Origin of the sequence: Mucilaginibacter sp. L3T2-6 (assembly GCF_030519355.1) — a bacterium.
In the GTDB taxonomy this organism is placed as follows: domain Bacteria; phylum Bacteroidota; class Bacteroidia; order Sphingobacteriales; family Sphingobacteriaceae; genus Mucilaginibacter.
The window spans coordinates 162,434-183,382 of record NZ_JAUMKC010000007.1 but is presented as its reverse complement, the minus strand read 5'-3'; the positions used below and the strand labels follow the sequence as shown (position 1 = coordinate 183,382).

At 44.8% G+C, this 20,949-nt stretch carries 15 protein-coding genes; 9 read left to right on the top strand and 6 right to left on the bottom strand.

Annotated features, from left to right (window positions below):
- Nucleotides 1-8: 8 nt before the first annotated feature.
- The gene (locus tag Q3W13_RS10385) at nucleotides 9-1,082 is read right to left on the bottom strand and encodes an acyltransferase (protein ID WP_302863518.1); all 1,074 of its coding nucleotides are present in this window, start codon (nucleotides 1,080-1,082) and stop codon (nucleotides 9-11) included.
- A 166-nt stretch (nucleotides 1,083-1,248) separates the two neighbouring features.
- Between Q3W13_RS10385 and Q3W13_RS10380 the strand changes: the two genes are divergently transcribed.
- On the top strand, nucleotides 1,249-1,803 hold the full coding sequence (locus Q3W13_RS10380) for a hypothetical protein (protein WP_302863516.1): 555 nt from the start codon (nucleotides 1,249-1,251) through the stop codon (nucleotides 1,801-1,803).
- Between the two features lie 95 nt (nucleotides 1,804-1,898).
- On the opposite strand, the gene Q3W13_RS10375 is transcribed toward Q3W13_RS10380, so the two are convergent.
- On the bottom strand, nucleotides 1,899-2,741 hold the full coding sequence (locus Q3W13_RS10375; RefSeq protein WP_302863514.1) for a GH25 family lysozyme: 843 nt from the start codon (nucleotides 2,739-2,741) through the stop codon (nucleotides 1,899-1,901).
- 133 nt (nucleotides 2,742-2,874) lie between these two features.
- Nucleotides 2,875-5,244: a glycoside hydrolase family 127 protein gene (locus tag Q3W13_RS10370; RefSeq protein ID WP_302863513.1), complete on the bottom strand. Its 2,370-nt coding sequence runs from the start codon at nucleotides 5,242-5,244 to the stop codon at nucleotides 2,875-2,877.
- Nucleotides 5,245-5,598: 354 nt separating this feature from the next.
- Between Q3W13_RS10370 and carB the strand changes: the two genes are divergently transcribed.
- The 3 genes from carB to Q3W13_RS10355 all read left to right on the top strand — a co-directional run bounded on the left by carB (nucleotide 5,599) and on the right by Q3W13_RS10355 (nucleotide 12,047).
- Entirely contained in the window at nucleotides 5,599-8,415 is a 2,817-nt protein-coding gene (carB, locus tag Q3W13_RS10365; RefSeq protein WP_302863511.1) for a carbamoyl-phosphate synthase large subunit, read from the top strand.
- An 80-nt stretch (nucleotides 8,416-8,495) separates the two neighbouring features.
- Nucleotides 8,496-9,188 (top strand): hypothetical protein, encoded by a 693-nt coding sequence (locus Q3W13_RS10360; protein WP_302863509.1) that lies wholly within the window; start codon nucleotides 8,496-8,498, stop codon nucleotides 9,186-9,188.
- A gap of 417 nt (nucleotides 9,189-9,605) precedes the next feature.
- Nucleotides 9,606-12,047, top strand: coding sequence for an ABC transporter permease (locus Q3W13_RS10355; protein WP_302863507.1), 2,442 nt, complete (start codon nucleotides 9,606-9,608; stop codon nucleotides 12,045-12,047).
- A 57-nt stretch (nucleotides 12,048-12,104) separates the two neighbouring features.
- Here the strand turns inward: Q3W13_RS10355 and Q3W13_RS10350 are convergent, their stop codons facing one another.
- Both Q3W13_RS10350 and Q3W13_RS10345 read right to left on the bottom strand, forming a co-directional pair.
- The gene (locus Q3W13_RS10350) at nucleotides 12,105-12,815 is read right to left on the bottom strand and encodes a LytTR family DNA-binding domain-containing protein (protein WP_302863505.1); all 711 of its coding nucleotides are present in this window, start codon (nucleotides 12,813-12,815) and stop codon (nucleotides 12,105-12,107) included.
- The gene (locus tag Q3W13_RS10345) at nucleotides 12,812-13,831 is read right to left on the bottom strand and encodes a sensor histidine kinase (protein ID WP_302863503.1); all 1,020 of its coding nucleotides are present in this window, start codon (nucleotides 13,829-13,831) and stop codon (nucleotides 12,812-12,814) included. The genes Q3W13_RS10350 and Q3W13_RS10345 overlap by 4 nt, the downstream gene beginning before the upstream one ends.
- A gap of 218 nt (nucleotides 13,832-14,049) precedes the next feature.
- Between Q3W13_RS10345 and Q3W13_RS10340 the strand changes: the two genes are divergently transcribed.
- The 3 genes from Q3W13_RS10340 (at nucleotide 14,050) to Q3W13_RS10330 (ending at nucleotide 19,126) form a co-directional block, all read left to right on the top strand.
- On the top strand, nucleotides 14,050-15,168 hold the full coding sequence (locus Q3W13_RS10340) for a DUF2911 domain-containing protein (RefSeq protein WP_302863501.1): 1,119 nt from the start codon (nucleotides 14,050-14,052) through the stop codon (nucleotides 15,166-15,168).
- Nucleotides 15,169-15,347: 179 nt separating this feature from the next.
- Entirely contained in the window at nucleotides 15,348-16,133 is a 786-nt protein-coding gene (locus Q3W13_RS10335) for a hypothetical protein (protein WP_302863499.1), read from the top strand.
- Between the two features lie 38 nt (nucleotides 16,134-16,171).
- Nucleotides 16,172-19,126 (top strand): hypothetical protein, encoded by a 2,955-nt coding sequence (locus Q3W13_RS10330; protein ID WP_302863495.1) that lies wholly within the window; start codon nucleotides 16,172-16,174, stop codon nucleotides 19,124-19,126.
- 6 nt (nucleotides 19,127-19,132) lie between these two features.
- On the opposite strand, the gene Q3W13_RS10325 is transcribed toward Q3W13_RS10330, so the two are convergent.
- Nucleotides 19,133-19,834 (bottom strand): phosphatase PAP2-related protein, encoded by a 702-nt coding sequence (locus Q3W13_RS10325; protein ID WP_302863493.1) that lies wholly within the window; start codon nucleotides 19,832-19,834, stop codon nucleotides 19,133-19,135.
- 106 nt (nucleotides 19,835-19,940) lie between these two features.
- On the opposite strand from Q3W13_RS10325, the gene Q3W13_RS10320 reads away from it, so the two are divergent.
- Nucleotides 19,941-20,417, top strand: a complete 477-nt coding sequence (locus Q3W13_RS10320) for a MerC domain-containing protein (RefSeq protein WP_302863492.1) — start codon at nucleotides 19,941-19,943, stop codon at nucleotides 20,415-20,417.
- A gap of 96 nt (nucleotides 20,418-20,513) precedes the next feature.
- Nucleotides 20,514-20,948, top strand: a complete 435-nt coding sequence (locus Q3W13_RS10315) for a Fur family transcriptional regulator (protein WP_302863491.1) — start codon at nucleotides 20,514-20,516, stop codon at nucleotides 20,946-20,948.
- Nucleotide 20,949 lies beyond the last annotated feature (1 nt).

Genomic DNA, 20,949 nt, shown 5'->3' with positions numbered 1-20,949 from the left:
ACTTGGCTTTAGCCAACAATCCACTTACTCTTTGGAAAATACGAAAGCGCCTTTACCGCCAAAAAGGTAATCACAAAGGCGCAAATACCCATTAATGGAATTTTAACAGCTGCGCTGTTTAACCGTGGATTCAATACTGAATGTACCGCATTTAAGATAAGGATATGTGCCAGGTAAATGCCATAGCTTTTGGCAGCGATATCAATCAGTAGTTTTGCAAACGGACTATCCGGATTGGTTATTTGTATGTTTTTCAACATCAGGAAGGCTCCGGTAGTCATCATGGCAATATTAATGGTTTCGAAACCCCATGTAAGCGCCAGTTTATTGATGTATTGCTCGGTTTGTAATCTGCTGATGAACCCGGCGGTGGTTATGGCATAGCCCGCGACTAAAAGGATAGTACCAACAATGTAATTCCAGCGTTTTGGCGCCATGTGGAAGCGTTTAATATAGTTGGCCAGCACCACGTAACCCAGGAAGCCCGAGAAATAATACAGCATGGGGGTACGGTTCCAGAAAGTTTCGCCCCATAAGCCGGGTGTGAGCAAATGGATATACGGAATGCACAGCGACACCGCCCACAGTACCAGGTAATATTCCATGCTTCGCCGGTTCGCGCTTTCAATCCATGGGGAAAGTACCGGCGCAAACAAATAAATGCCCAGCAGCATGTACACAAACCATAAATGGCCCACCTCGGCGCCATAATTCACCGGGATATTGGCAATATTGGTGAGCGTTGTTTTTAAGTCGACATAACCTTTGGCGTAATAATAAAGGGCATAAAATATGCACCATAACACAAAGGGAATCAAAATCCTGCTAAAGCGCTTTTTTAAAAATGCGGGGATATTTGTCACCGGGAAAAGAAAAAAGCCTGAAATCATTACAAACAACGGGACCGAAGTTATGCATACCGGGTTATACCAGCCCACCCAATATGCATCGGCAGTGTTGGTTATTTTACCGCCGTTACCGATAAAGAAAAATTCGCCGGCGTGGGCCTGTATTACCATGTAGCAGGAAATCACCCTTATCATATCAAGCCCGTAGTTGCGTGATGTAGCCGGTTTAGTCATTACAAATAAAATTTTGCCACGGAACCGAAATCATAAGGATACGGCCTGGCGTTACCGTAAAGATACGATAAAACCAATAAGAATATCAGGCAATAAAACCCGCGACAATTTCTGTCAAAGAAAATAAAAGCATACTTTGGCGCTTATAAATAAACCTTAACTGGCCATGGACAGAACCCTGAAAGTTTACACAAACACTGACCACCTTTTTGCCGAATTTACGTTTTATTACGATCAGCCGCGACAAGTTAGCGCCCATTATACACTTTATCGCCGCCTGTATAACGACGATGAAGAAGATGAGAGCAAATCAGTTTATCCGCTGGATGACAGGGATATTTATGCAGACTACCGGGAATTTAATTCAATAGAGGAAGTAAAAAACTTTGATATGGCATTGGTAAAAAAATACGCCGGCCATGATATGACTGCCCCCGCCGAAAGCTATCGCTATGTTTATCCCTCAGAACCAGTGCTGCTGCGTTACGTGGCGGCCAACCATGTAAAAGTTATCGGCATTATCGACGTAAGGTTTAGCTTTATAGAAAACACCAAGGACCTGAAATTTTATTCCGCGGAGCACCCCCGGTTTGATTTTGAACTCTCTTCCGGCAGCCTGGAAACTAATATCAGTTGCATTGCAAAAATTCCCGTTTTCTGGGATAGGGAACCCTACCAAATAAACCAGCACGACTTAAAGCGACTTGAAGCCTGGTATTAACAGTCTCGAGATTGATAGATTTTCAAGGTAGTCTTTCAGTTGGCAGCGGGCAGCCGGTATTTACTACTACTACTATTGCCACTGCTACTACTGCGTTAGAGCGCCTTTAACGCATCCAGGTTTCCATTAAAGATATCCATATCCAAACTGCCACCCCCTACGCCGGGTATAGAGGCGTTTTCGGAATATTGCCATATAGCATAGGACGACCAGCCCTGCGGTAATCCCGGAGGGTTTTGCTGATATGCCGGTATCCATAGCGGGTTGTCGCCAAATTGCGTTACGCCGCTAAAGTATTCGTTCCAAAAGCTCCTGGCGGTGTAAATGATCGGCGTGCGGCCGGTCTGCGCGGCAACGGCGTCAATCCATTCGCCAATAATCTGTATACAGGCATTTTTATTTTGGGCGATATAACTATTCAACTGGTTAGTGTTGGCATCGCTGCTGCCTACCTGCCACTCAACATCAAGCACGGGCGGCAAAGCGTTTGGCCCTTCCACACTGTTCCAGCAGGCCATAAAATTATCTATTTGCGATTGTGCTGAATCCTGGAAGGTGAGAAAATGGTAAGCGCTGTACAGCAATCCTTTTTGCTTTATGGATGCCAGGTTGGCGCTGAATGTAGGATCCTTATAGGTAGCACCCTGGCTGTATTTGTGAAATACGAACTGAATGTGCTGCGACAAATTATTCCACGTGACGGTGTTGAAATGCGAAATATCCATTCCCTGCGGCGCCAAATAATCCAGCTTTGCCCATGTGTTGGGGCCTGCTACGCCGTCGGCCGTAAGCCCTTGCGCTGTTTGAAATTGCTCGACTGCCGCTTGTGTGCCTGGCCCAAAGTTGCCGTCGACAGTGCAGCTATAGCCTAATAATGAAAGTGCGCGCTGTAACATGGTTACCTCGCCGCCTGATGAACCGTTTTGTAGTGTGGCCATTTAAAAAGGTATTAGGTGGATGAGTGATTTATTATAATAAAGATAGGTGAATTGGTACGAGGAAACAAAATATCCGGAAAGAAAGTTGGCAGCAGCAGTCAGAACATAACTGCTGCTGCCAACTGAAAACTTATTACTCCTTCACCACCCGGCTGCCGTAAACCGGGCCGGCCATATTACCTTTTTTTGGCTGCAATTTGATAGTTACCTTTTGCTTGCCTTTGGTCAGCTCTATGGGAATGGTGTAGCTGATGTCGTAAAAGCGGCTTTCCTTGTATTTGTTCAGATCTTCGGTGGATAGCTCTATACCGTCCACCAGGATGTCAAAAACCCGACCGCGGTTATCCATGCCCCAATAGGTATTGATGAGCGTATTTTGCGCTTTCCCGTCAACCTTCATGTCGTACTGGATGTAGCCTTCCGGATCGGTAGCCCGCCATTTGCGGGTATGTTCTTCGCCATTGGTGAGCTTTTCGCCGGTAAGGTTGTGATCCCGCTCGGGCTGCATTTCGCCAGGACGGAGCACATCGGTGGTGCGGTCTTCCAGTTCTTTCTGCTTTTTGCGGGCAGCGTCGTAAGCCAATTGCTGTACGGTCCATTTTTCGGGGGTAAACACATCCCAGTAAACCGAATAGTATTGGTCTTTGGTTTGATTGAATGGCATTAGTGTAACTTCATCCGGGCGGGCTACGTTTACCGTTTTAAAGGTGAGCTGACGCTGGTCTACCATTTCCAGCCATTTGTTAGGATCCTTCTCGCTGGTTACAAATACAGGAACACCTTTGGTTGGATCAGGTTCGGTATTGCCGAGGACACCGGCCAGCAGCACCGGCCCATAAAAAACTGCGCGCCGGTCGGCATTGTCAGGCATCGCTTCGGTATAAAGATTTTCGGGCAGAGTGAACTCTATCTTGTCGTTATTACTCCACTTACGGTTCAATACAAAGTAGCCTTTGGCGTCAGGCTTAACATGCTGCGGAATGCGGTTAATGGTAATGCTGACAGCACCGGCCCATTTAGGATCGCGCAGCCGGATGGCCATTGTAACCGGTTTTTTGGTATTAATGGTGAATTTTACATGCTCGCTGGCCGGGAACAGGCTTTCCTGTTTAATAGTTACGCCCTTGGCAGCATAATTTAATGCCGACGGGATGAACAGGTTCACATACACACTGCCGTCAGCACCGCGGAAATAGATGCTCTCGTTGTATTTCACATGGTTTTCCATGCCCGAGCCCACACAACAGGTGAAATCATCAAATTGGGTGCTGTACTGTTTTTTGCCGCCCATGCGCAGCGGCACAAAATAGCATACCATACCGGTCTGGTGGTTTTGGGAAGCCAGTATATGGTTGTAAAGCGCCTTTTCATAATAATCCATCAGGGAAGCCGAGGGCGACACCGCAAACAAATGCCGGGTCAGTTTCAGCATATTGTAAGTGTTGCAGGTTTCTGTGGTGTTTTCAGTGAGCTTATCGTTCAGTTTGTCAGGTTCGCCCAGGTACTCGTAGTTGCTGTTTCCGCCGGTGGCGTAGGAGTGGTGTTTGGTGACCGTAGTCCAGAAAAAATTGGCTATGGCATCGTCGTTCTTGTCGCCGGTAAGCTCATAGCGGCGCGCGCTGGCGATAATTTTTGGTATCTGCGTGTTGGAATGTTTTCCCGGCAGTACATCCTGTTTTTTTGCCAATGGATCGAGGATTCGTTTGTCGTAAAATTTATAACTCAGGGCAAGGTACTTTTTATCGCCGGTTATGGCGTATAGATTCGCCAGCACTTCTGCCATACCGCCATATTCGCAGATCAGCATTTTTTGCAACTGCTCTTCGTTCAGATTTTTGAGGGTTTTGCCGGTCCAGTCGGCCATGCCGCGGCACACTTTCAGGGCCTCATAGTTCTTGGTATACAGATATGCATCCAGCAGGCCGGCCATTACCTTATGCACCGTGTACCAGGGTGACCACGCGCCATTCAAATCAAACCCGTGCGAGCGGATATCACCTTTGGCTACCTCGGCCCAAACCGTATCTTCCTTCGGGATAGCGCCTACATAGCCGGTCTTGCGCGCCGCCTGGCATTCATCCAGCTCCTTTACAATATAATTTACCCGCTTTAAAAACTCAGGGTCGCGGCTGGATGCATAATACATGGAGATAGCAGACAAATAATGTCCCAGCGTATGCCCCGCCAGTCCAGACGACTCCCAGCCCTCGTACATCTTGCCCTTTGCCTTTAGCCCCGAGTGTGTGCGGAAGGCCGACAGCAGCCTGTCGGGCTCGATGGTAAGCAGGTAAGTGATATCGGCGTTCATGGCGGTTTTAAAAGGACCGTCGAGCAGTTTCACGTCCTTCAAATCAAACGAATAAGCTTTGATGGGTACGGTAGGCTTTATCTTCAGTCTTGCATCGTTGTACTCCGGCACATACGATTGCGCCTTCACCATTCCCGCCATTGCCAGGCAGGCCGCGAAGCAAATATTCAGTTTAAACCGGTTGATAACTTTCATAGGATATAAGTGTTGATTATACAAATAAAGCGAAATTCAAATTTACCGGGATTATATTAATACAATGAATGATTTTTTGCAGGTGATAGCAGGATTTTAGCTTAGCAGCCCGGAAAGCGGTAATGCCTTCATGTTGTAAGCAGCATAAAATGTTTTTTCTTCCAAACCTCCAGCCTTCGCTTACTTTTAGGGCCTGCTAAACTAATTCAAAAAATTTAATGGTAAATCCTTTACAAACTGTATCTTTGCACCCCGACAAGAAGATACCGGAATTCGGAATGCACGCAACCACAATCCCGGAAATTTTAGGTTGGCATCCCGCGCAAAAGGCAAAATATCTTCTTTAATAAGAACATGCCCAAAGACACCTCCATTAAATCCATCTTAATTATTGGTTCAGGTCCTATTATTATCGGTCAGGCCTGCGAGTTTGATTATGCCGGTTCACAAGCCGCACTATCTTTAAAGGATGAAGGCATTACCGTATCCATCATTAACAGCAATCCGGCTACCATCATGACGGATAAAGTTATTGCCGACCATGTGTACCTGCTGCCATTAACCTGCGAGAGTATCGAGAAAATTTTACAGGAACAGCAAATTGATGCTGTACTGCCTACTATGGGCGGTCAAACCGCCCTGAACCTGTGTATTGAGGCTTCGGAGCGCGGACTATGGGAAAAATATGATGTGAAGGTTATAGGTGTTGATATCGCTGCGATCGAAAAGACCGAAAACCGCGAGGCTTTCCGGCAGTTGATGGTAGACATCGGCGTAGGTGTGGCGAAGTCAAAAATTGCAAACTCGTTTCTGGAAGGAAAAGAAGCCGCTCAGGAAATCGGCTTTCCGCTGGTTATCCGCCCGAGCTATACCCTCGGCGGAAAAGGTGCGGGCTTTGTACACAGAAAAGAAGAATTTGATGCTGCATTAAGCCGTGGTCTGCAGGCATCGCCAACCCATGAAGTACTGGTGGAGCAGGCTGTTTTGGGCTGGAAAGAATACGAGCTGGAACTTTTGCGGGATGGTAACGATAATGTGATCATCATTTGCTCAATCGAGAACTTCGACCCGATGGGCATCCATACCGGCGACTCAATAACCGTGGCCCCCGCCATGACCCTAAGTGACCGCTGCTATCAGTCGATGCGTAACCAGGCAATTAAAATGATGCGTGCCATCGGTAAGTTTGCCGGCGGCTGTAACGTACAATTCTCGGTAAATCCTGCCGATGAGGAAATCATCGCTATCGAAATTAACCCGCGCGTGTCGCGTTCTTCGGCGCTGGCATCGAAAGCCACCGGCTACCCTATCGCTAAAATTGCTGCAAAGCTGGCTATAGGCTATAACCTTGATGAAATTGAAAACCAGATCACTAAAACTACTTCGGCTTACTTTGAGCCCACGCTGGATTATGTGATTGTAAAAATACCGCGCTGGAACTTTGATAAGTTTAAAGGCGCGAACCGCCAGCTTGGCCTGCAGATGAAGTCGGTAGGCGAGGTGATGGGCATAGGCCGCAGCTTTATTGAAGCCTTACAGAAAGCCTGCCAGAGCCTGGAGATCAACCGTGCCGGCCTTGGCGCCGATGGCCGCCAGAGCCGCAACCTGGAAGAGATTATGTACAGCCTGGAACACCCAAGCTGGGATAGGCTGTTCCATATATACGATGCGCTTAGCTTAGGGGTGCCTATAGAGTCGGTACGTAAAGTAACCAAGATTGACCGCTGGTTCCTGAACCAGATTGCCGATGTGGTAAACCTGGAGAATGAGCTTCGCCGCTATTCGCTGAATAATATTCCCGAAGATTTCTTTTTCACGCTTAAACAAAAAGGATTCTCGGATACCCAAATTGCTTACATCTTAGGCAACGTTACCGAAGAGGATGTTTATCAGCGCCGCAAAGCCCTGGGAATTAACCGCGTGTATAAAATGGTGGATACTTGTGCAGCTGAATTCCCTGCTAAAACACCTTACTACTATTCAACCTATGAGGGTGAGAACGAATCGGTAGTATCTGATAAAAAGAAGATCATTGTGCTTGGCTCCGGTCCTAACCGTATAGGCCAGGGCATAGAATTTGACTATAGCTGCGTACATGGCCTGCTTGCTGCCAAGGAAAGTGGTTTTGAAGCGATCATGATTAACTGTAACCCGGAAACGGTGTCGACCGACTTCAATATGGCCGATAAGCTTTATTTTGAGCCGGTTTACTGGGAGCATGTTCGTGAAATTATTGAACTGGAAAAACCTTACGGGGTAATTGTTCAGCTTGGCGGTCAAACTGCCTTGAAAATGGCTGAAAAGATGCATCAGCATGGCATCAGAATTATCGGAACCTCATTTAATGACATGGACGTTGCCGAAGATCGCGGCCGTTTCAGCGATTTGTTAAAAGACCTTAATATTCCATACCCTAAATACGGTGTTGCCGAAAGCGCTGAAGAAGCACTTGAGGTTGCACACGAAGTTGGATACCCTGTTCTGGTTCGTCCAAGTTACGTATTGGGTGGCCAGGGTATGAGCATTGTTATTAATGATGAAGACCTGGAGAAAGCGGTAGTTAGCCTGCTGAAAAATCTGCCTGGCAACCGTGTATTGATCGACCACTTTCTTGACCGCGCAGCAGAAGCTGAGACAGATTCTATCAGCGATGGGGAAGATGTGCACATCATCGGTATGATGGAGCACATAGAGCCGGCTGGTATCCACTCAGGCGACTCCTATTCGGTATTGCCCCCTTTCGATTTATCTGACAGTGCTATCCAGCAGATGGAAGAATATACAGCTAAAATTGCTAATGCCCTTAATGTGCGCGGCCTGCTGAATATCCAGTTTGCGATAAAAGATGATAAGGTGTATGTGATAGAGGCTAATCCCCGCGCCTCACGTACGGTACCGTTCATCGCCAAGGCTTACGATGTGCCTTATATCAACATTGCGGCAAAAGTGATGTTGGGCGTTAATAAATTAAAAGACTTTACTATAGAGCGCAAGCTTTGGGGCTATGCCATCAAAGAACCTGTGTTCAGTTTTGATAAATTCCCTGAAGTAAATAAGGAGCTTGGTCCTGAGATGAAATCTACCGGCGAAGCTATCCGCTTTATTCCAAACCTGCAGGATCCATATTTCAGGGCCTTGTATAAAGAAAAATCAATGTACTTAAGCAGATAGCGGTTTTGGCTATCAGAAATTGAAGCGTGCGGGTGCTTTATGGTACCGGCACGCTATGGTTTAACTTAGTGTGTTTTGCTTTGAAAATTAGTTTTAAGAATGACAATCCGGTAATTGATTTAAAAGATATTGATCCGGATGATATTGGGGATGTGCTGCTGAAGATTGAAACATCGTTTAATATAAGGTTTGAAAAGGAAGACCTTAAGCATGTTAAAATGTTCGGGCAGCTGTGTGATGTTGTACAAAAGAAGGTAAAACAAAGAAACGGCGAAGGCTGTACAACCCAACATGCCTTTTATATGCTTCGCCACGCCATCAACAACACCGTGGGTATTGACAAAACCCTGGTAAAGCCTCAAACAAAACTCTGTAACATTTTCCCAAGCGATACCCGCCTGCAGGTTATTGCCGAGGTTGAAAAAGAGCTCGGTTTTAAAATGAACCTGCTCAAACCCAAAGGTATTGTAATATTCACTTTCTCTGTGCTTTTAGGGGCATCCCTTGCATGCCTGTACTTTTTGCCCGCTGTTGGCGGCATTGGGGCGGTATTAGCCGTCGCAGGACTGATACTGGCAGGCAAATTCGGTAAAGAGATGCCGGTAAAAACCATTGGCGATCTGGCAGAGAAAATCGCCCGGGAGCATTATTTGAACTGCCGCCGCAACGCCGCTACGGTAAACAGAGCCGAGATTGCTGATAAAGTAAAAGAATTGTTTGTACATGAGCTGGCGCTTGAAGCTCGCGTTGTTAACGGCAATTCAAGGTTTTAAGCAGCTTTGCGGTAGTGTTTAAATCGCGGCTTTTTCGCGCCTCGTGTTGATAGATATCAATGCACCAGAAGTTCTGTGATCTATTTGGAGAAGTAAAAATGTTTTGTGCCTTCAGCAATGTAGCCAGTTTATCGCTTTATTAGTCTCTCTGACCCCTTCATCATGATAAATGATGTTTCCTGAGCGTCTCATTTCTGATAAGATTTTTCACAAACATTCAGGATAACTCTCGGGCCACCCGCTTAATTATCAATAAACGTTAATTAACATTTCGCCCGTTAAAATTTGTTAAACTGAATAACCTGGCATACAACCTATTCTCCACGCAGTTATTTTTGATATACACCGTTATCCATTCGCGTAATCTGAGGCATTGAGTTCGCGCTCATACGATTGGTGAAATAAGTGCATTCAATTATGTTCAAAACCTACTTAAAGCTTGCCGTTCGTAACTTGTGGAAACGCAAAACATCAACGGCCATTAATATTTTTAGCCTGGCTATCGGGTTAACCTGCTGTGCTCTGGTGTTTTTATATTGGCAGCATGAATTAAGCTTTGACAAGGGATTTGATAACCGCGATGATATTTACCGCATTACCTCCACCTTCAAGGGCGACAGCAAAGCGCCAACCGTTGGACTTCCTTACGCCAAATATCTTAAAGGTGAAATTCCTGAAATTGACCAGGTAACCCGCATGGATCCTACCAATGGTTCGGTTATCGTGCAGGTGCAGGGTGCAGACCCCGGTACGCCATACATTCAAGACTCCGGCTATTGGGTGGACCCGCAGTTTTTTGAGGTGCTGTCATTCCACTTCGCACAGGGCAACCGAACAACAGCTTTCGCGGCTCCAAATACGATCGTGCTTTCCCAGTCGCTAGCTGCTAAGTTATTTAAGGGGGAATCGCCTATAGGTAAAACTGTAAAGGCAGGGCCGGCAATCTATACCATAACCGGCGTGTTTAAAGAAGATTTTCTGAACCACATCAAAGCGGATTTCTTCGCATCTAACAACAGCGATTACATTCGTGATTTAATGGCCAGGAATAATAGTTGGGTGGTAAATGATAATTTTTATACCTACATTAAGGCGAAACATGGCACCGACCCGCGAATCTTAACTATAAAGCTGAACGCGTATTTGAAACGCCACGCCGCGGCTGAAATGAAGGAGCATAACGACGTTATTACCAACGGCCTGCAGCCGTTGAATGATATTCATCTGCATTCAGGGGAATACCAGGACTACCTGGCTTACAAGCAGGGCAACATTAAATACCTTTACCTACTAGGGTGTATTGCGCTGATTATACTGGTACTGGGCTGCATAAATTATATGAACTTGGCAACCGCGCAGGCCTTGAGCCGTGCCCGCGAAGTTGGCGTGCGTCGTGTAATGGGTGCGGCTAAAGCCGCTATCCGCTATCAGTTCCTGGCAGAAACAATAGCCCTCAGTTTTTGCGCGCTGGTGGTTGCGGCGGGCCTGGCATTATTAGCCTTGCCAGTGTTCAATAACCTTACCAACCAACAACTATCATTCTTTGCTGATGAGAACAGCAACCTGGCTTTATGGCTTACCTTAATTGCGATGGTAACGGGGCTGGTTACCGGCTTGTATCCTGCATTTTACCTCTCGGCGTTTAAGCCGGTGAAAGTGCTGAAAGGCAAAGTTGCTGATTCGATGGGTGTGTTTAGTGTGAGGAAAGTGCTGATTGTATCGCAATTCATCATTTCAACCTGCCTGGTTTTTGCGACCATTGTCATCTGGCGCCAGCTGCATTTTATGATCAATTCCAAACCTGGCTTCGACCAGGAACAGCAATTGGTACTTAATCTTACCGGGGAACAGGCGATGCATAACAGCACAATCCTGGCTGGCAGGCTCAAAAATAACGGTATTTTTAAGTCGGTAACTGCAGCGACTGCCCCGCTGGTATCGGGCGACATGAATTTATATGCATCAGGCAAGACTATAAACGACAAGCAGATAGTGTTCTTTGATTTTGCTGATGAAAACTATGTAAATACACTCGGACTAAAATTTGTTTCAGGCGGCAATTTTAGCCCGCAGGTCTTTACCAATACCGATATGCAGGAGGATCCCGAATTGCATGATTTCGGCAACGAAGTATTATTGAATGAGGAAGCTGCAAAACAACTCGGCCTCGATCCTGATACTGCTCCGGGCAAATTTGTATCGCATCTGCATAATGGTGTTATTTATAAATATAAGATAGCAGGTGTGCTGAAAAATTACCACTACTTTTCGTTGCATGCTACCATTGGAGCCTGCGCCGTTATGAACGTAAACCCGCTGCGCTGTACGACAATTATAGCTAAGATTGACGGTAGCAGGGTTAAGGATGCAGTACAATATGCCCAAAAGAACTGGAAGGAATTAAATCCCGATACTCCATTTAGCTTTGGATTTTTGGATGCCATGTTTCAGTCGGATTATGATCAGGATACACGCCAGCAGCAAATGGTGGGCTCTTTTGCGGTAATAGCAATATTCATATCATGCCTTGGCTTATTGGGATTGATAACCTATTCGGTCGCTCAAAAGGAAAAAGAAATTGGCATCCGCAAGGTGATCGGCGCAAGTGTTGCGGGCATAGTATCGCTGTTTGCGAAACAGTACTTTAAATTATTGCTAATAGCCAATATCATCGCGTTGCCGCTTGCCTGGTATTTAATGAATAACTGGTTGCAGGATTTTCCTTATCGCATTGCAATCAGCTGGTGGATATTTGCCATCGCTTTGTTAGCGGGTGTGGTCACCGGTCTCTCCACCATCGCCTTTAAGACCATCAAAGCGGCAAGGGCCAACCCGGCAGATAGTTTGAGAACGGAATAATAGAAAAATTAGCAGTTTTAAGTTGGCAGCAGGCAGTTGCCGGAAAAAATCGGTGAATCAAAAAATACGCTGGCTTATTACCGCCATAAATTTATCCTTAAACTTTTCGCTGATGGGGATATGTTTAGCCCCGATATAAATATGATTATCCTGTATTTTAATGATTTGCCTGGTGTTAACGATGTAGGAGTTGTGCACACGTACAAACGGCGGGCTGAGCTGTTCATCAATTTCCTTTAAGCGGCGATAAATAAGCAATTGTTCATTTGGGGTTACCAGGCGGACGTATTCCTTTTCCCCTTCGAAATATTGTATTTCTCCCAGCAATATCTTTCGTAACACCTTGCCGGATTTCACAAAGAAATACTCGTTGCCGCCTGGCGCTACAGACGTTTTACTAGCCTGATTAAACATGAAATATCGTTCGATTTTCTGCATAGCTTCCAGGAAGCGCTTGAGTGTGATAGGCTTCAGCAGATAGTCTATCGTCTCGAAAGTATAACTTTCTGCAGCATATTCAGAATAAGCGGTTGTGAATACGATCTTGGTGTCTTTTGAGAGCAATCCGGCCAGTTCCATGCCGCTTAGCTGCGGCATGTTGATATCAAGAAAAATAAAATCGGGTTTATTTTCCTTTAAGAAGGCAATGGCCTCCAGCGCATCATAGCATTTTCCCAACAAATTCCATTTGGTATTTTGTGTTATCAAAATTTCCAGCAGGTTAACCGCGTTGGGTTCATCATCAATAATAATACAACTAAGGTTCATGCAACGGGTACTTTTAAAAATGCGGTAAAATAAGTGCCAGGGTTACCTACGTTCAATTCGAAGTTTGTTCCATACAGTAAAGTGAGCCGTTTGCGCAGGTTTTCGATACCGAAGCCGGTGTGTTCGCTTGCGCCGGTCTTGTCATGAACCAGGTTTCGTGTCTCAAACAGCAGGTAGCCATCTTTCTGCAACAGCGAGATTTCTATCTTATTGTCGCTGCTCGATTTATCAATACCATGCTTAAAAATATTTTCGACAAAGGTCATTAGCAGCATGGGTGGCAGGCGAAGGTCGGGGCTGCACTCCTTTACAAAATTCAACTCAATCTCGTGCCTTATCCGGATTTTCTCGAGGGCGATGTAATTTTCCAGAAACTGTACCTCGGTAGCCAGCGAAACTTCTTCTTTAGGGCTTTCATCTACAAAATAGCGCATAATATCAGATAATCGTTCGATAAGCTTAGCCGTTCTTGGCGCCTCCCGATAAGCCTCATAATAAATGTTATTGAGCGTATTGAACAAAAAATGCGGCTGCACCTGTGATTTCAGCAAATTGAGCTCGGCCTGGCTTTTTTGGACCAATATTTTTTCTGATTGCTGCTTCAAATCAAAATAGGCTATCGCAATCCGGAAGATAAAGCTGAGCATAAAGGTTAAAAAACCTGCCACTATAAAATATACAAACATGCTGGGTTTCATCGGCATAGGCTTCATCGCAAAGTAATGAATGTCAAGATACATGATGAGATACCCGCGAATGATGCCGCTGCCTATCAGGAAAATGAAAGTGTAAATAGCATATTGCAGCTTACGTCCGCGCTCGTAATAGCGGGGAAAAAGGAAACTGATATTGCCATATATAAGGATAATATAAAATGCGCCGTTAATTACCGTGAATGTAGCAGCCTGGGCAATACCATCTTCAGGCAAATAGGTAAAGAAAACAATTAGAAATACACCAACCCAGATAAGGTACTGCAGCTGGGTAAGACTCGCCTTCCACTTAAAAAATTTCATTTTTAAATGTACAAAGCTTTTTTGTTTCGGATAAGGCTTTTCAATAAATGGGTGTGTTTGTTCAACAGATAGCGGTGTAACCCCAAAATCACTTATTGATGTTTTTCGCCTATTCATTTAAAATAAAAGCTATTAGGTTTAAATGATTTGCCTGCCCAGGACATAAAATCCAGCTTTATTAAAAATTACGTTTTAAATCCTGACAAAAACCTTTGGATATGAAAAAATTGATCAATACCTGCATAATTGCGGCGGGCATCCAACTCGGATTTATGGGTGTGGCCAAAGCCCAGCTTACGTCGTTGCCTGATGGCGATAATAAAAGAGCTTCGGTTAGCGAACAGATCGGCCTTACCGATGTAACTATTAAATACAGTCGCCCGGCAGTTAAAAAGCGCGATGGCCACATTTGGGGTGAGCTCGTTCCTCCGGGTTTTGTCGACCAGGGCTTCGGATCGTCTAAAAGCGCTCCCTGGCGTGCCGGCGCAAACGAAGCCACCAGCATCGAATTTTCAAACGACGTGAAAATAGAGGGCCAGCCCCTGGCAGCCGGAAAGTATGGCTTTTATATAGCTTATGGCACTGATGAATGCCAGCTCATTTTCTCTAAGAACTGGAGTTCGTGGGGCAGCTTTTTCTATAAACCCGATGAGGATGTGTTGCGGGTGAAGGTAAAACCTGTGCCTGCTGATAAAAGCGCAGAGCGCCTTAAATATGAATTTACTGATGAAACACCCAATAGCGCTATCGTGCAGTTGCAATGGGAAAAGCTGGTGATACCATTTAAAATAGAGTCGGACGGAGTTGCCAATCAGGTAGCATTGTTCAGGCAGGAATTACAAACTGATAAAGGATTCGTTTGGGAAAGCTGGAGCCAGGCTGCAGACTATTGTGCACAAAACAAAACCAATCTCGATCAGGCACTTTTATGGGCAGACACCGCTACTAATAAAATCTTTGGCGGTGACAAAGAATTCCAGGCATGGAGCTCGAAAGCCCATGTTTACCAGGCGATGGGCCGCACGGCCGATGCTGATGCCGCTATGAAAAAAGCGATTCCGCTGGGCAGCGTTACTGAGCTTTACGGCTATGCACGGGGATTGTCGGCGCAAAAAAAGACCAGGGAAGCATTCGATATTTACAAGTATAATTACGACAAGCACCCTGACGAATATTTTACCAATGCGGGATTAGGCCGGGGGTATTCAGGCTTGGGTGATTATAAAAAGGCTATAACCTATATCCAAAAAGCTGAAGCGCAAGCGCCGAGCAAGCCGGCCAAAGATGCGATGGCCCGGCAAATTAAAACCTTGCAGGAAGGCAAGGACATCAATTAGTAATAGAGGCTAAAGTTCAGAGATTAGGCGGCAGCTTGATCAAAGCCGCGCAATATTTAGAAGTATGCAATTAATTTGCTGGATTATTAAAGCGATAGTTACCGGAATTATTATAACCTGGTCGGTAATGAATTAAAACAGCGGCCGGGGTTGATAGCCCGGCCCGGTACAAACAAAAAATGAAAAAATTTACTTACATCCTTACAGTCATAACGTTTTTTTCTGCCGGCTTGGTTTATGGCCAGGTGGATACCATTCGCGTGCAGGATAAGCGCCTGCTTACGCAATATTTAAAACCGGCGCTCAACCAATACCTGGTGTACTTCCAGGCTCCAAAGGACAAAAAAAAGCTCGGTTTTTCATTTTGGATGAGAAACATTCAAACCGGGACAAAAAACGGTGAAAAGGTATTTACTATTACCCAGAACTGGTACGGCAGCGACACCAACAGTTACCGCCATGTATACTCCATCAATAAAATAGCGGATTTTGCACCACTTTACCATTCGGAGACCGTGCAGAACAAGGTAAATGCGTACAACTGGGGGCCAGACAAAATTACCGGAGCCGACACCGTAGCGAGTAACACCAAAATAGATTTCAAGCTTGCCTTTAAACTGCCTAATCTTAACTGGAACCTGGACATTGAGACCTTCGAGATTCTGCCGTTGGCTGCAGGAAAAACATTTGCCATTAACTTTTACGATGCGGGGTTAAGTCCGCCGGCCTGGGTAATTTATAAGGTAACCGGCAGCGAAGTGATCACCACCCTCGGCAATGAGAAGGTTGACTGCTGGAAACTATTTACCGAGGGCGAATACAAGGGAAGTAAATATTCTGAAACTTACTGGATAAGTAAAAAAGAACATGAGTTTTTAAAGGAAGAAGATTCATTTAACGGCGGCTTCAGGTATAAAATAAAGATGATCGGGGCCTCGCCTGATTTGGTGAAACGCTTTAATTAATAACACTATTCAATCAACTAAATAGTTCGTCGAAAATATTGCGATGGACTATTTTTTGTTATATTTACCTAACCAATCCTATTAACCTGCACACCCTGAAACAAATATCCGGCGCAAAACGCAAACCGGCATTTCATAAGCCAATAAAAAGTGTTTTTATACTTTTTATTGTTGCGGCTGCATTAATATTCGTTAACAGAGCATCAGCGCAAACTACTACAACTACAGGAATAGGTAAACTTACCGGTGCGATTGATTCGTTCATCAATAAGGCCGCCGTTGAAAAGCTTTACATCCAATTTGACAGGGCATCTTACGCCATCGGCGATACCATCTGGTTTAAAGCATACCTGTTAAATGCATCCGGCCTTGCCCCATCCCTAAAAAGCGGAATTTTGTACGCGGAGCTGGCAAACGACAGCAATAAGGTAGTACAGCGCATTATGCTCCCCGTATCGCATGGTTTAAGTTGGGGGGATATTGCCATCGATCCTAAAACATTTCGGGAAGGGGGTTATACATTGCGGGCTTATACTAATTGGATGCGTAATTTTGGGGAGACGTCCATTTTTAAACAACAATTCTATTTTTCTGACCCGAATATAAAAAAGTGGCTGATAAACAGCAGGTTCGATCTGGTAAAAAGCGAAAATATTGAAAAAGCAAAGCTCCGGCTGCAATTTAATCAGCTTAATAACGAGCCGGTAATTTTAAAAGACTTGCAGTTGAGCGTATTGCACGACGGCAAAATATTGTATTCCAGTAAGAGCCGGACCAAATTGGATGGTACCGCCGATGTAGACTTCACGCTAAAATACCCGGTAAAAAACTTTAGTATAATGGCGCAGGAAACGGATAATATTAATGACAAGCATAGCGTAATTATTCCTGTAAATATCAATCGCCCCGAAAAAATCGACCTGCAGTTTATGCCGGAAAGCGGCCCCCTGATTGCAGGCGTCCCCAGTCATATTGGTTTTAAAGCGATTAACGAAGATGGCGAGGCCGCTGATGTTGAAGGAAGAATTTTTGACAGTAAACAACATGAAGTAACAAAATTTAAGTCGGCCCACATGGGCATCGGTGCTTTTGATTTTGAACCGGTTGCCGGCGAAGTTTACACAGCGCGAATAGATTCGCCCGTTAATACGTCAACCTTATACAAACTTCCTACGGTGTTATTGACCGGCACAATGCTAAAGATCAATGCCATGCCCGGCCAGGATTCCCTGGTCGTGATTGTCGCCGGCGCTAATGCAAAAGGCAGCTATTACCTGGTGGGTCAGACTAATTCTGGCGTTTGCTATAGCGCCATAATCAATCTTTCAGGTGACGGCGTCCGTTTTAAGATACCAACAACACCTTTTCCCTCAGGTATAGCAAGGTTCACGTTGTTTAGTGATGCCCGGGAACCTTTGAACCAGCGCCTTGTCTTTATTAATCATAACGACTTTTTAAAGTTCCGCGCGAACCCGGACAATATTACATATTTACCAGGGGACAGCATAAACTTTCAGATAGAGGTTACAGATAATAAAGGGCAGCCGGTAACAAGTGATTTCTCGGTAGCGGTAACTGATGATTCACTGGTTAAAATTGATACGGTGACAAGGCCGAATATCGTTAGTACATTATTACTTACGTCGGATTTAAAAGGGACTATTGAAGAGCCGGGTTACTATTTTCAGGCGGATGCAGGCGGGCGCATTGCACAGCATTTAGACAATTTGATGCTTACCCAGGGCTGGGTTAATTATGACTGGAAGGATGTGTTTGGTAAACAAGTGCCGCCTTTATTCCCGGCCGAGACGGACTTTGTTATAAGGGGACGGGTTACTAATGTTTTTAATAAACCGGTAGCCAATTCTCAGGTATTATTGTTTTCAAAAAAAACGAGGCTATTAATTGATAGGTTGACCGATAAAGACGGCCGTTTTGAAATACGGGATATCATCCCCCTTGATACGCCCGTTTACGTGATGCAGGCGCGAAACAAACGCGGCAAAAGCTTTAATGTAAGCTTGTCTGTAGATGAATTCAAGCCGCCTGCGTTTGCAAGCTCCGGCCAAACAAGTGTTCCGTGGTATGTAAATAGCACCAATAAAACACTTGATATTATGAAAAAAACCATAGCGGCTAAGACCGCCAGGGACACTTTTAAGGGAAACGGGCATATATTAAAGGAAGTAAAAATTACAGCCAAAAAATTTATTAAGGATTCCCAAAACCCTAACGGTCCGGGCAATGCCGATGTTGTGATTGACGAAAAAGAACTGGAAAAAGCAGGCCGGAAGACCTTCCTGGATTTGCTTCTTGAAAGGGTACCCGGCTTCCGCGAGGGTTTTTTTCTGCTGGTGGGCAGTCAGTTCAGCAAAAAAGTACAGGATGATGATGCCATGTATCGCTATATAACCGACGGCATCGGACCGACAGCTAATACAGACTGGTATTTTGTAAACGACCAGCCGGTTAAAATTATTGTCGATGGTGTGTCGCTTTATAAAATTTACGACGTGGATGATATTTCGCCCTTCATGAGTATAAAGGATTATCTGACATCACACTCTGCTGAAGATATAAAAGGGATTGAGGTTAGTCATAGTGCAAAGTATGGGCTGAAATACTTTTCGATGGAATATGGCATGACAGTTAACCCCTGGGACATAGCTTATGTCGAAATAACAACACGCTCGGGGAATGGACCGTATATACCATTTACGCCGGGTACATACCTTTATAAGCCGATGCCGTTTAGTTTGCCCAGACAATTTTATCAGCCCAAATATCGCGTCCATAATAATGACGGCGCCGCGGGCGATAATAGCGCTACTATTTTCTGGAAGCCAAATATGGTTACAGATAACAAAGGGCAAACGACAGTGGATTTTCACGCACCCTATAAACCTGGGGTTTACACTTTGATTGTTGAAGGCACCGACATGAACGGACATTTAGGTGTGTACTCCAGAAAAATTAAAGTATCCGCGAAGTGACATTCACTACCGCTTGAACGGTACGGTTATATCAAGTTCCTTATCTAAAAAGCGCCGTGTAAGCCGGTAGCAGATATAAACAATACCCGGGGAAGCAAGAATATCAATAGTATAATGAATGTGCTGTACCAGGAGTAAAAAAGCGACGGCGATGGTGGCGATAAAGCCTATAATCCTGTCGGTTTTTTTCCGGAGGCACAAAAAGATCAGCGTCATTGTAGCAATGTGGCCCGAAAAGAACAGATCCTTGGTAATAAAATGCTGTCCGTAAAAAATTCCGGTCAAAGGGTCAATTAGCGGCTGCAAACCGATAGGCGGTTCTAGCGGCACAATGCTTATTGCAATAAAGCGCGCCAGCGTTATGGGAATGAGCGCCCAGCAATATATGATATAGATAGAAGGCTTATAGGCTGCCCTGACGATGATAAGCAAAATCATGCTCCAGATTATAGCAAATATAAGCAACGAAACATCGTGAGGGGGAATACCGGCCAGAACCGGGTCCTTTATCAACGTGCCCTGCCTTTTTTCAATGTGCGTAAAAAATAACGGCATGGTAAACACCACCGACATCATGATAGTTGTGCCGATAATAATCTGCTGTCTTTTTACAGCCTCACTCCACGTCTCTTTCCAGGTACTCTTAACAACGCTCAATGACATAGGGGTACACCACTTTTTAGCGACGGCAAAAGTAATAATTGCCATCTGATTACCGAATGTTTAAGTAATATTAAATTAACATTCAACGAATTGATTTTAAGACGATGTTAACAGGAGTTAATTATGCCAGCAACTGAAATATTAAATTAGAATGACGGAATTTCGACACGAACAAATGCAACACGATTGCATTTGTTCGTATATTTGCACCATGGATAAGCCAAAGCACACCTCGAAGCTTGATAATATAGGCATGACAGCATCGGTATTATGTGCGGTACACTGTGCCGTTGTACCTTTGCTTATTACCAGCCTGCCACTGCTTGGGCTTGGCTTTTTAGCTAATCCCTGGTTTGAATGGGGAATGATAACCTTTGCGTTGATTGTCGGCTTTTATGCGATAGGCCTGTCCTACTTTCGCTCTCATCGCCGGTTATTGCCGGCTATTTTATTGTTCGGCGGATTTTTAATAATTATTATCGGCCATTTATACGTTACCAATTGGCGTGAGGCGCTTATCGTGCCTTTGGGTGGCTTACTGATTGCTGCGGCTCATTTTTTTAACTACAAATACACCAGTGTTTGCCAGGCAAATAACACCCTCCTGCATTTCGGACATAAACATTAACCAGTCTCTAACAATCGGTTTTTTGCGTTTAAGACTTCGGACTCAAGACTTAAACTATTCTTAGTAACTTTGCTTTAATAAATTATTAATATAAAGATGGCTCATACGCATAATAATAATTTTGAAGATCTGCTTGAGAAGCATCACCTTAAAAAGACAGGACCGCGCCTTAAGGTGCTGTCCATGCTGGCCAAAAAAAACGTGGCTACATCTCAGCCTGATCTTGAAAGCGTAATGGAGGATATTGACCGGGTAACACTGTACCGCATTTTAAACGCCTTTGAAGAAAAGGGCATCATTCATAAAGTATTTGATTTAAACGGCACTGCTAATTATGCCATGTGCTCATCCGGTTGCGGCGAAGATCACCATCATGATGAACACCTGCATTTTAATTGCACTAAATGCAAGAACGTTTACTGTCTTGACGACCTGCAGTTGCCTGAAATAAATCTGCCGAAAGGATTTAAAGCAGAGGGCTTTACCTTATATGCATCGGGTCTTTGCCCCAAATGCAACAAACCAGCATAAT

Excerpts from the sequence above, each read along its gene's own strand:
- Q3W13_RS10385 (WP_302863518.1), bottom strand. The coding sequence starts at position 1,082 with ATGACTAAACCGGCTACATCACGCAACTACGGGCTTGATATGATAAGG.
- Q3W13_RS10370 (WP_302863513.1), bottom strand. The coding sequence starts at position 5,244 with ATGAAAGTTATCAACCGGTTTAAACTGAATATTTGCTTCGCGGCCTGC.
- Q3W13_RS10380 (WP_302863516.1), top strand. The coding sequence starts at position 1,249 with ATGGACAGAACCCTGAAAGTTTACACAAACACTGACCACCTTTTTGCC.
- Q3W13_RS10340 (WP_302863501.1), top strand. The coding sequence starts at position 14,050 with ATGAAAAAATTGATCAATACCTGCATAATTGCGGCGGGCATCCAACTC.
- Q3W13_RS10345 (WP_302863503.1), bottom strand. The coding sequence starts at position 13,831 with ATGAAATTTTTTAAGTGGAAGGCGAGTCTTACCCAGCTGCAGTACCTT.
- Q3W13_RS10350 (WP_302863505.1), bottom strand. The coding sequence starts at position 12,815 with ATGAACCTTAGTTGTATTATTATTGATGATGAACCCAACGCGGTTAAC.
- Q3W13_RS10315 (WP_302863491.1), top strand. The coding sequence starts at position 20,514 with ATGGCTCATACGCATAATAATAATTTTGAAGATCTGCTTGAGAAGCAT.
- Q3W13_RS10325 (WP_302863493.1), bottom strand. The coding sequence starts at position 19,834 with ATGGCAATTATTACTTTTGCCGTCGCTAAAAAGTGGTGTACCCCTATG.
- Q3W13_RS10375 (WP_302863514.1), bottom strand. The coding sequence starts at position 2,741 with ATGGCCACACTACAAAACGGTTCATCAGGCGGCGAGGTAACCATGTTA.
- Q3W13_RS10355 (WP_302863507.1), top strand. The coding sequence starts at position 9,606 with ATGTTCAAAACCTACTTAAAGCTTGCCGTTCGTAACTTGTGGAAACGC.
- Q3W13_RS10335 (WP_302863499.1), top strand. The coding sequence starts at position 15,348 with ATGAAAAAATTTACTTACATCCTTACAGTCATAACGTTTTTTTCTGCC.
- Q3W13_RS10320 (WP_302863492.1), top strand. The coding sequence starts at position 19,941 with ATGACGGAATTTCGACACGAACAAATGCAACACGATTGCATTTGTTCG.
- carB (WP_302863511.1), top strand. The coding sequence starts at position 5,599 with ATGCCCAAAGACACCTCCATTAAATCCATCTTAATTATTGGTTCAGGT.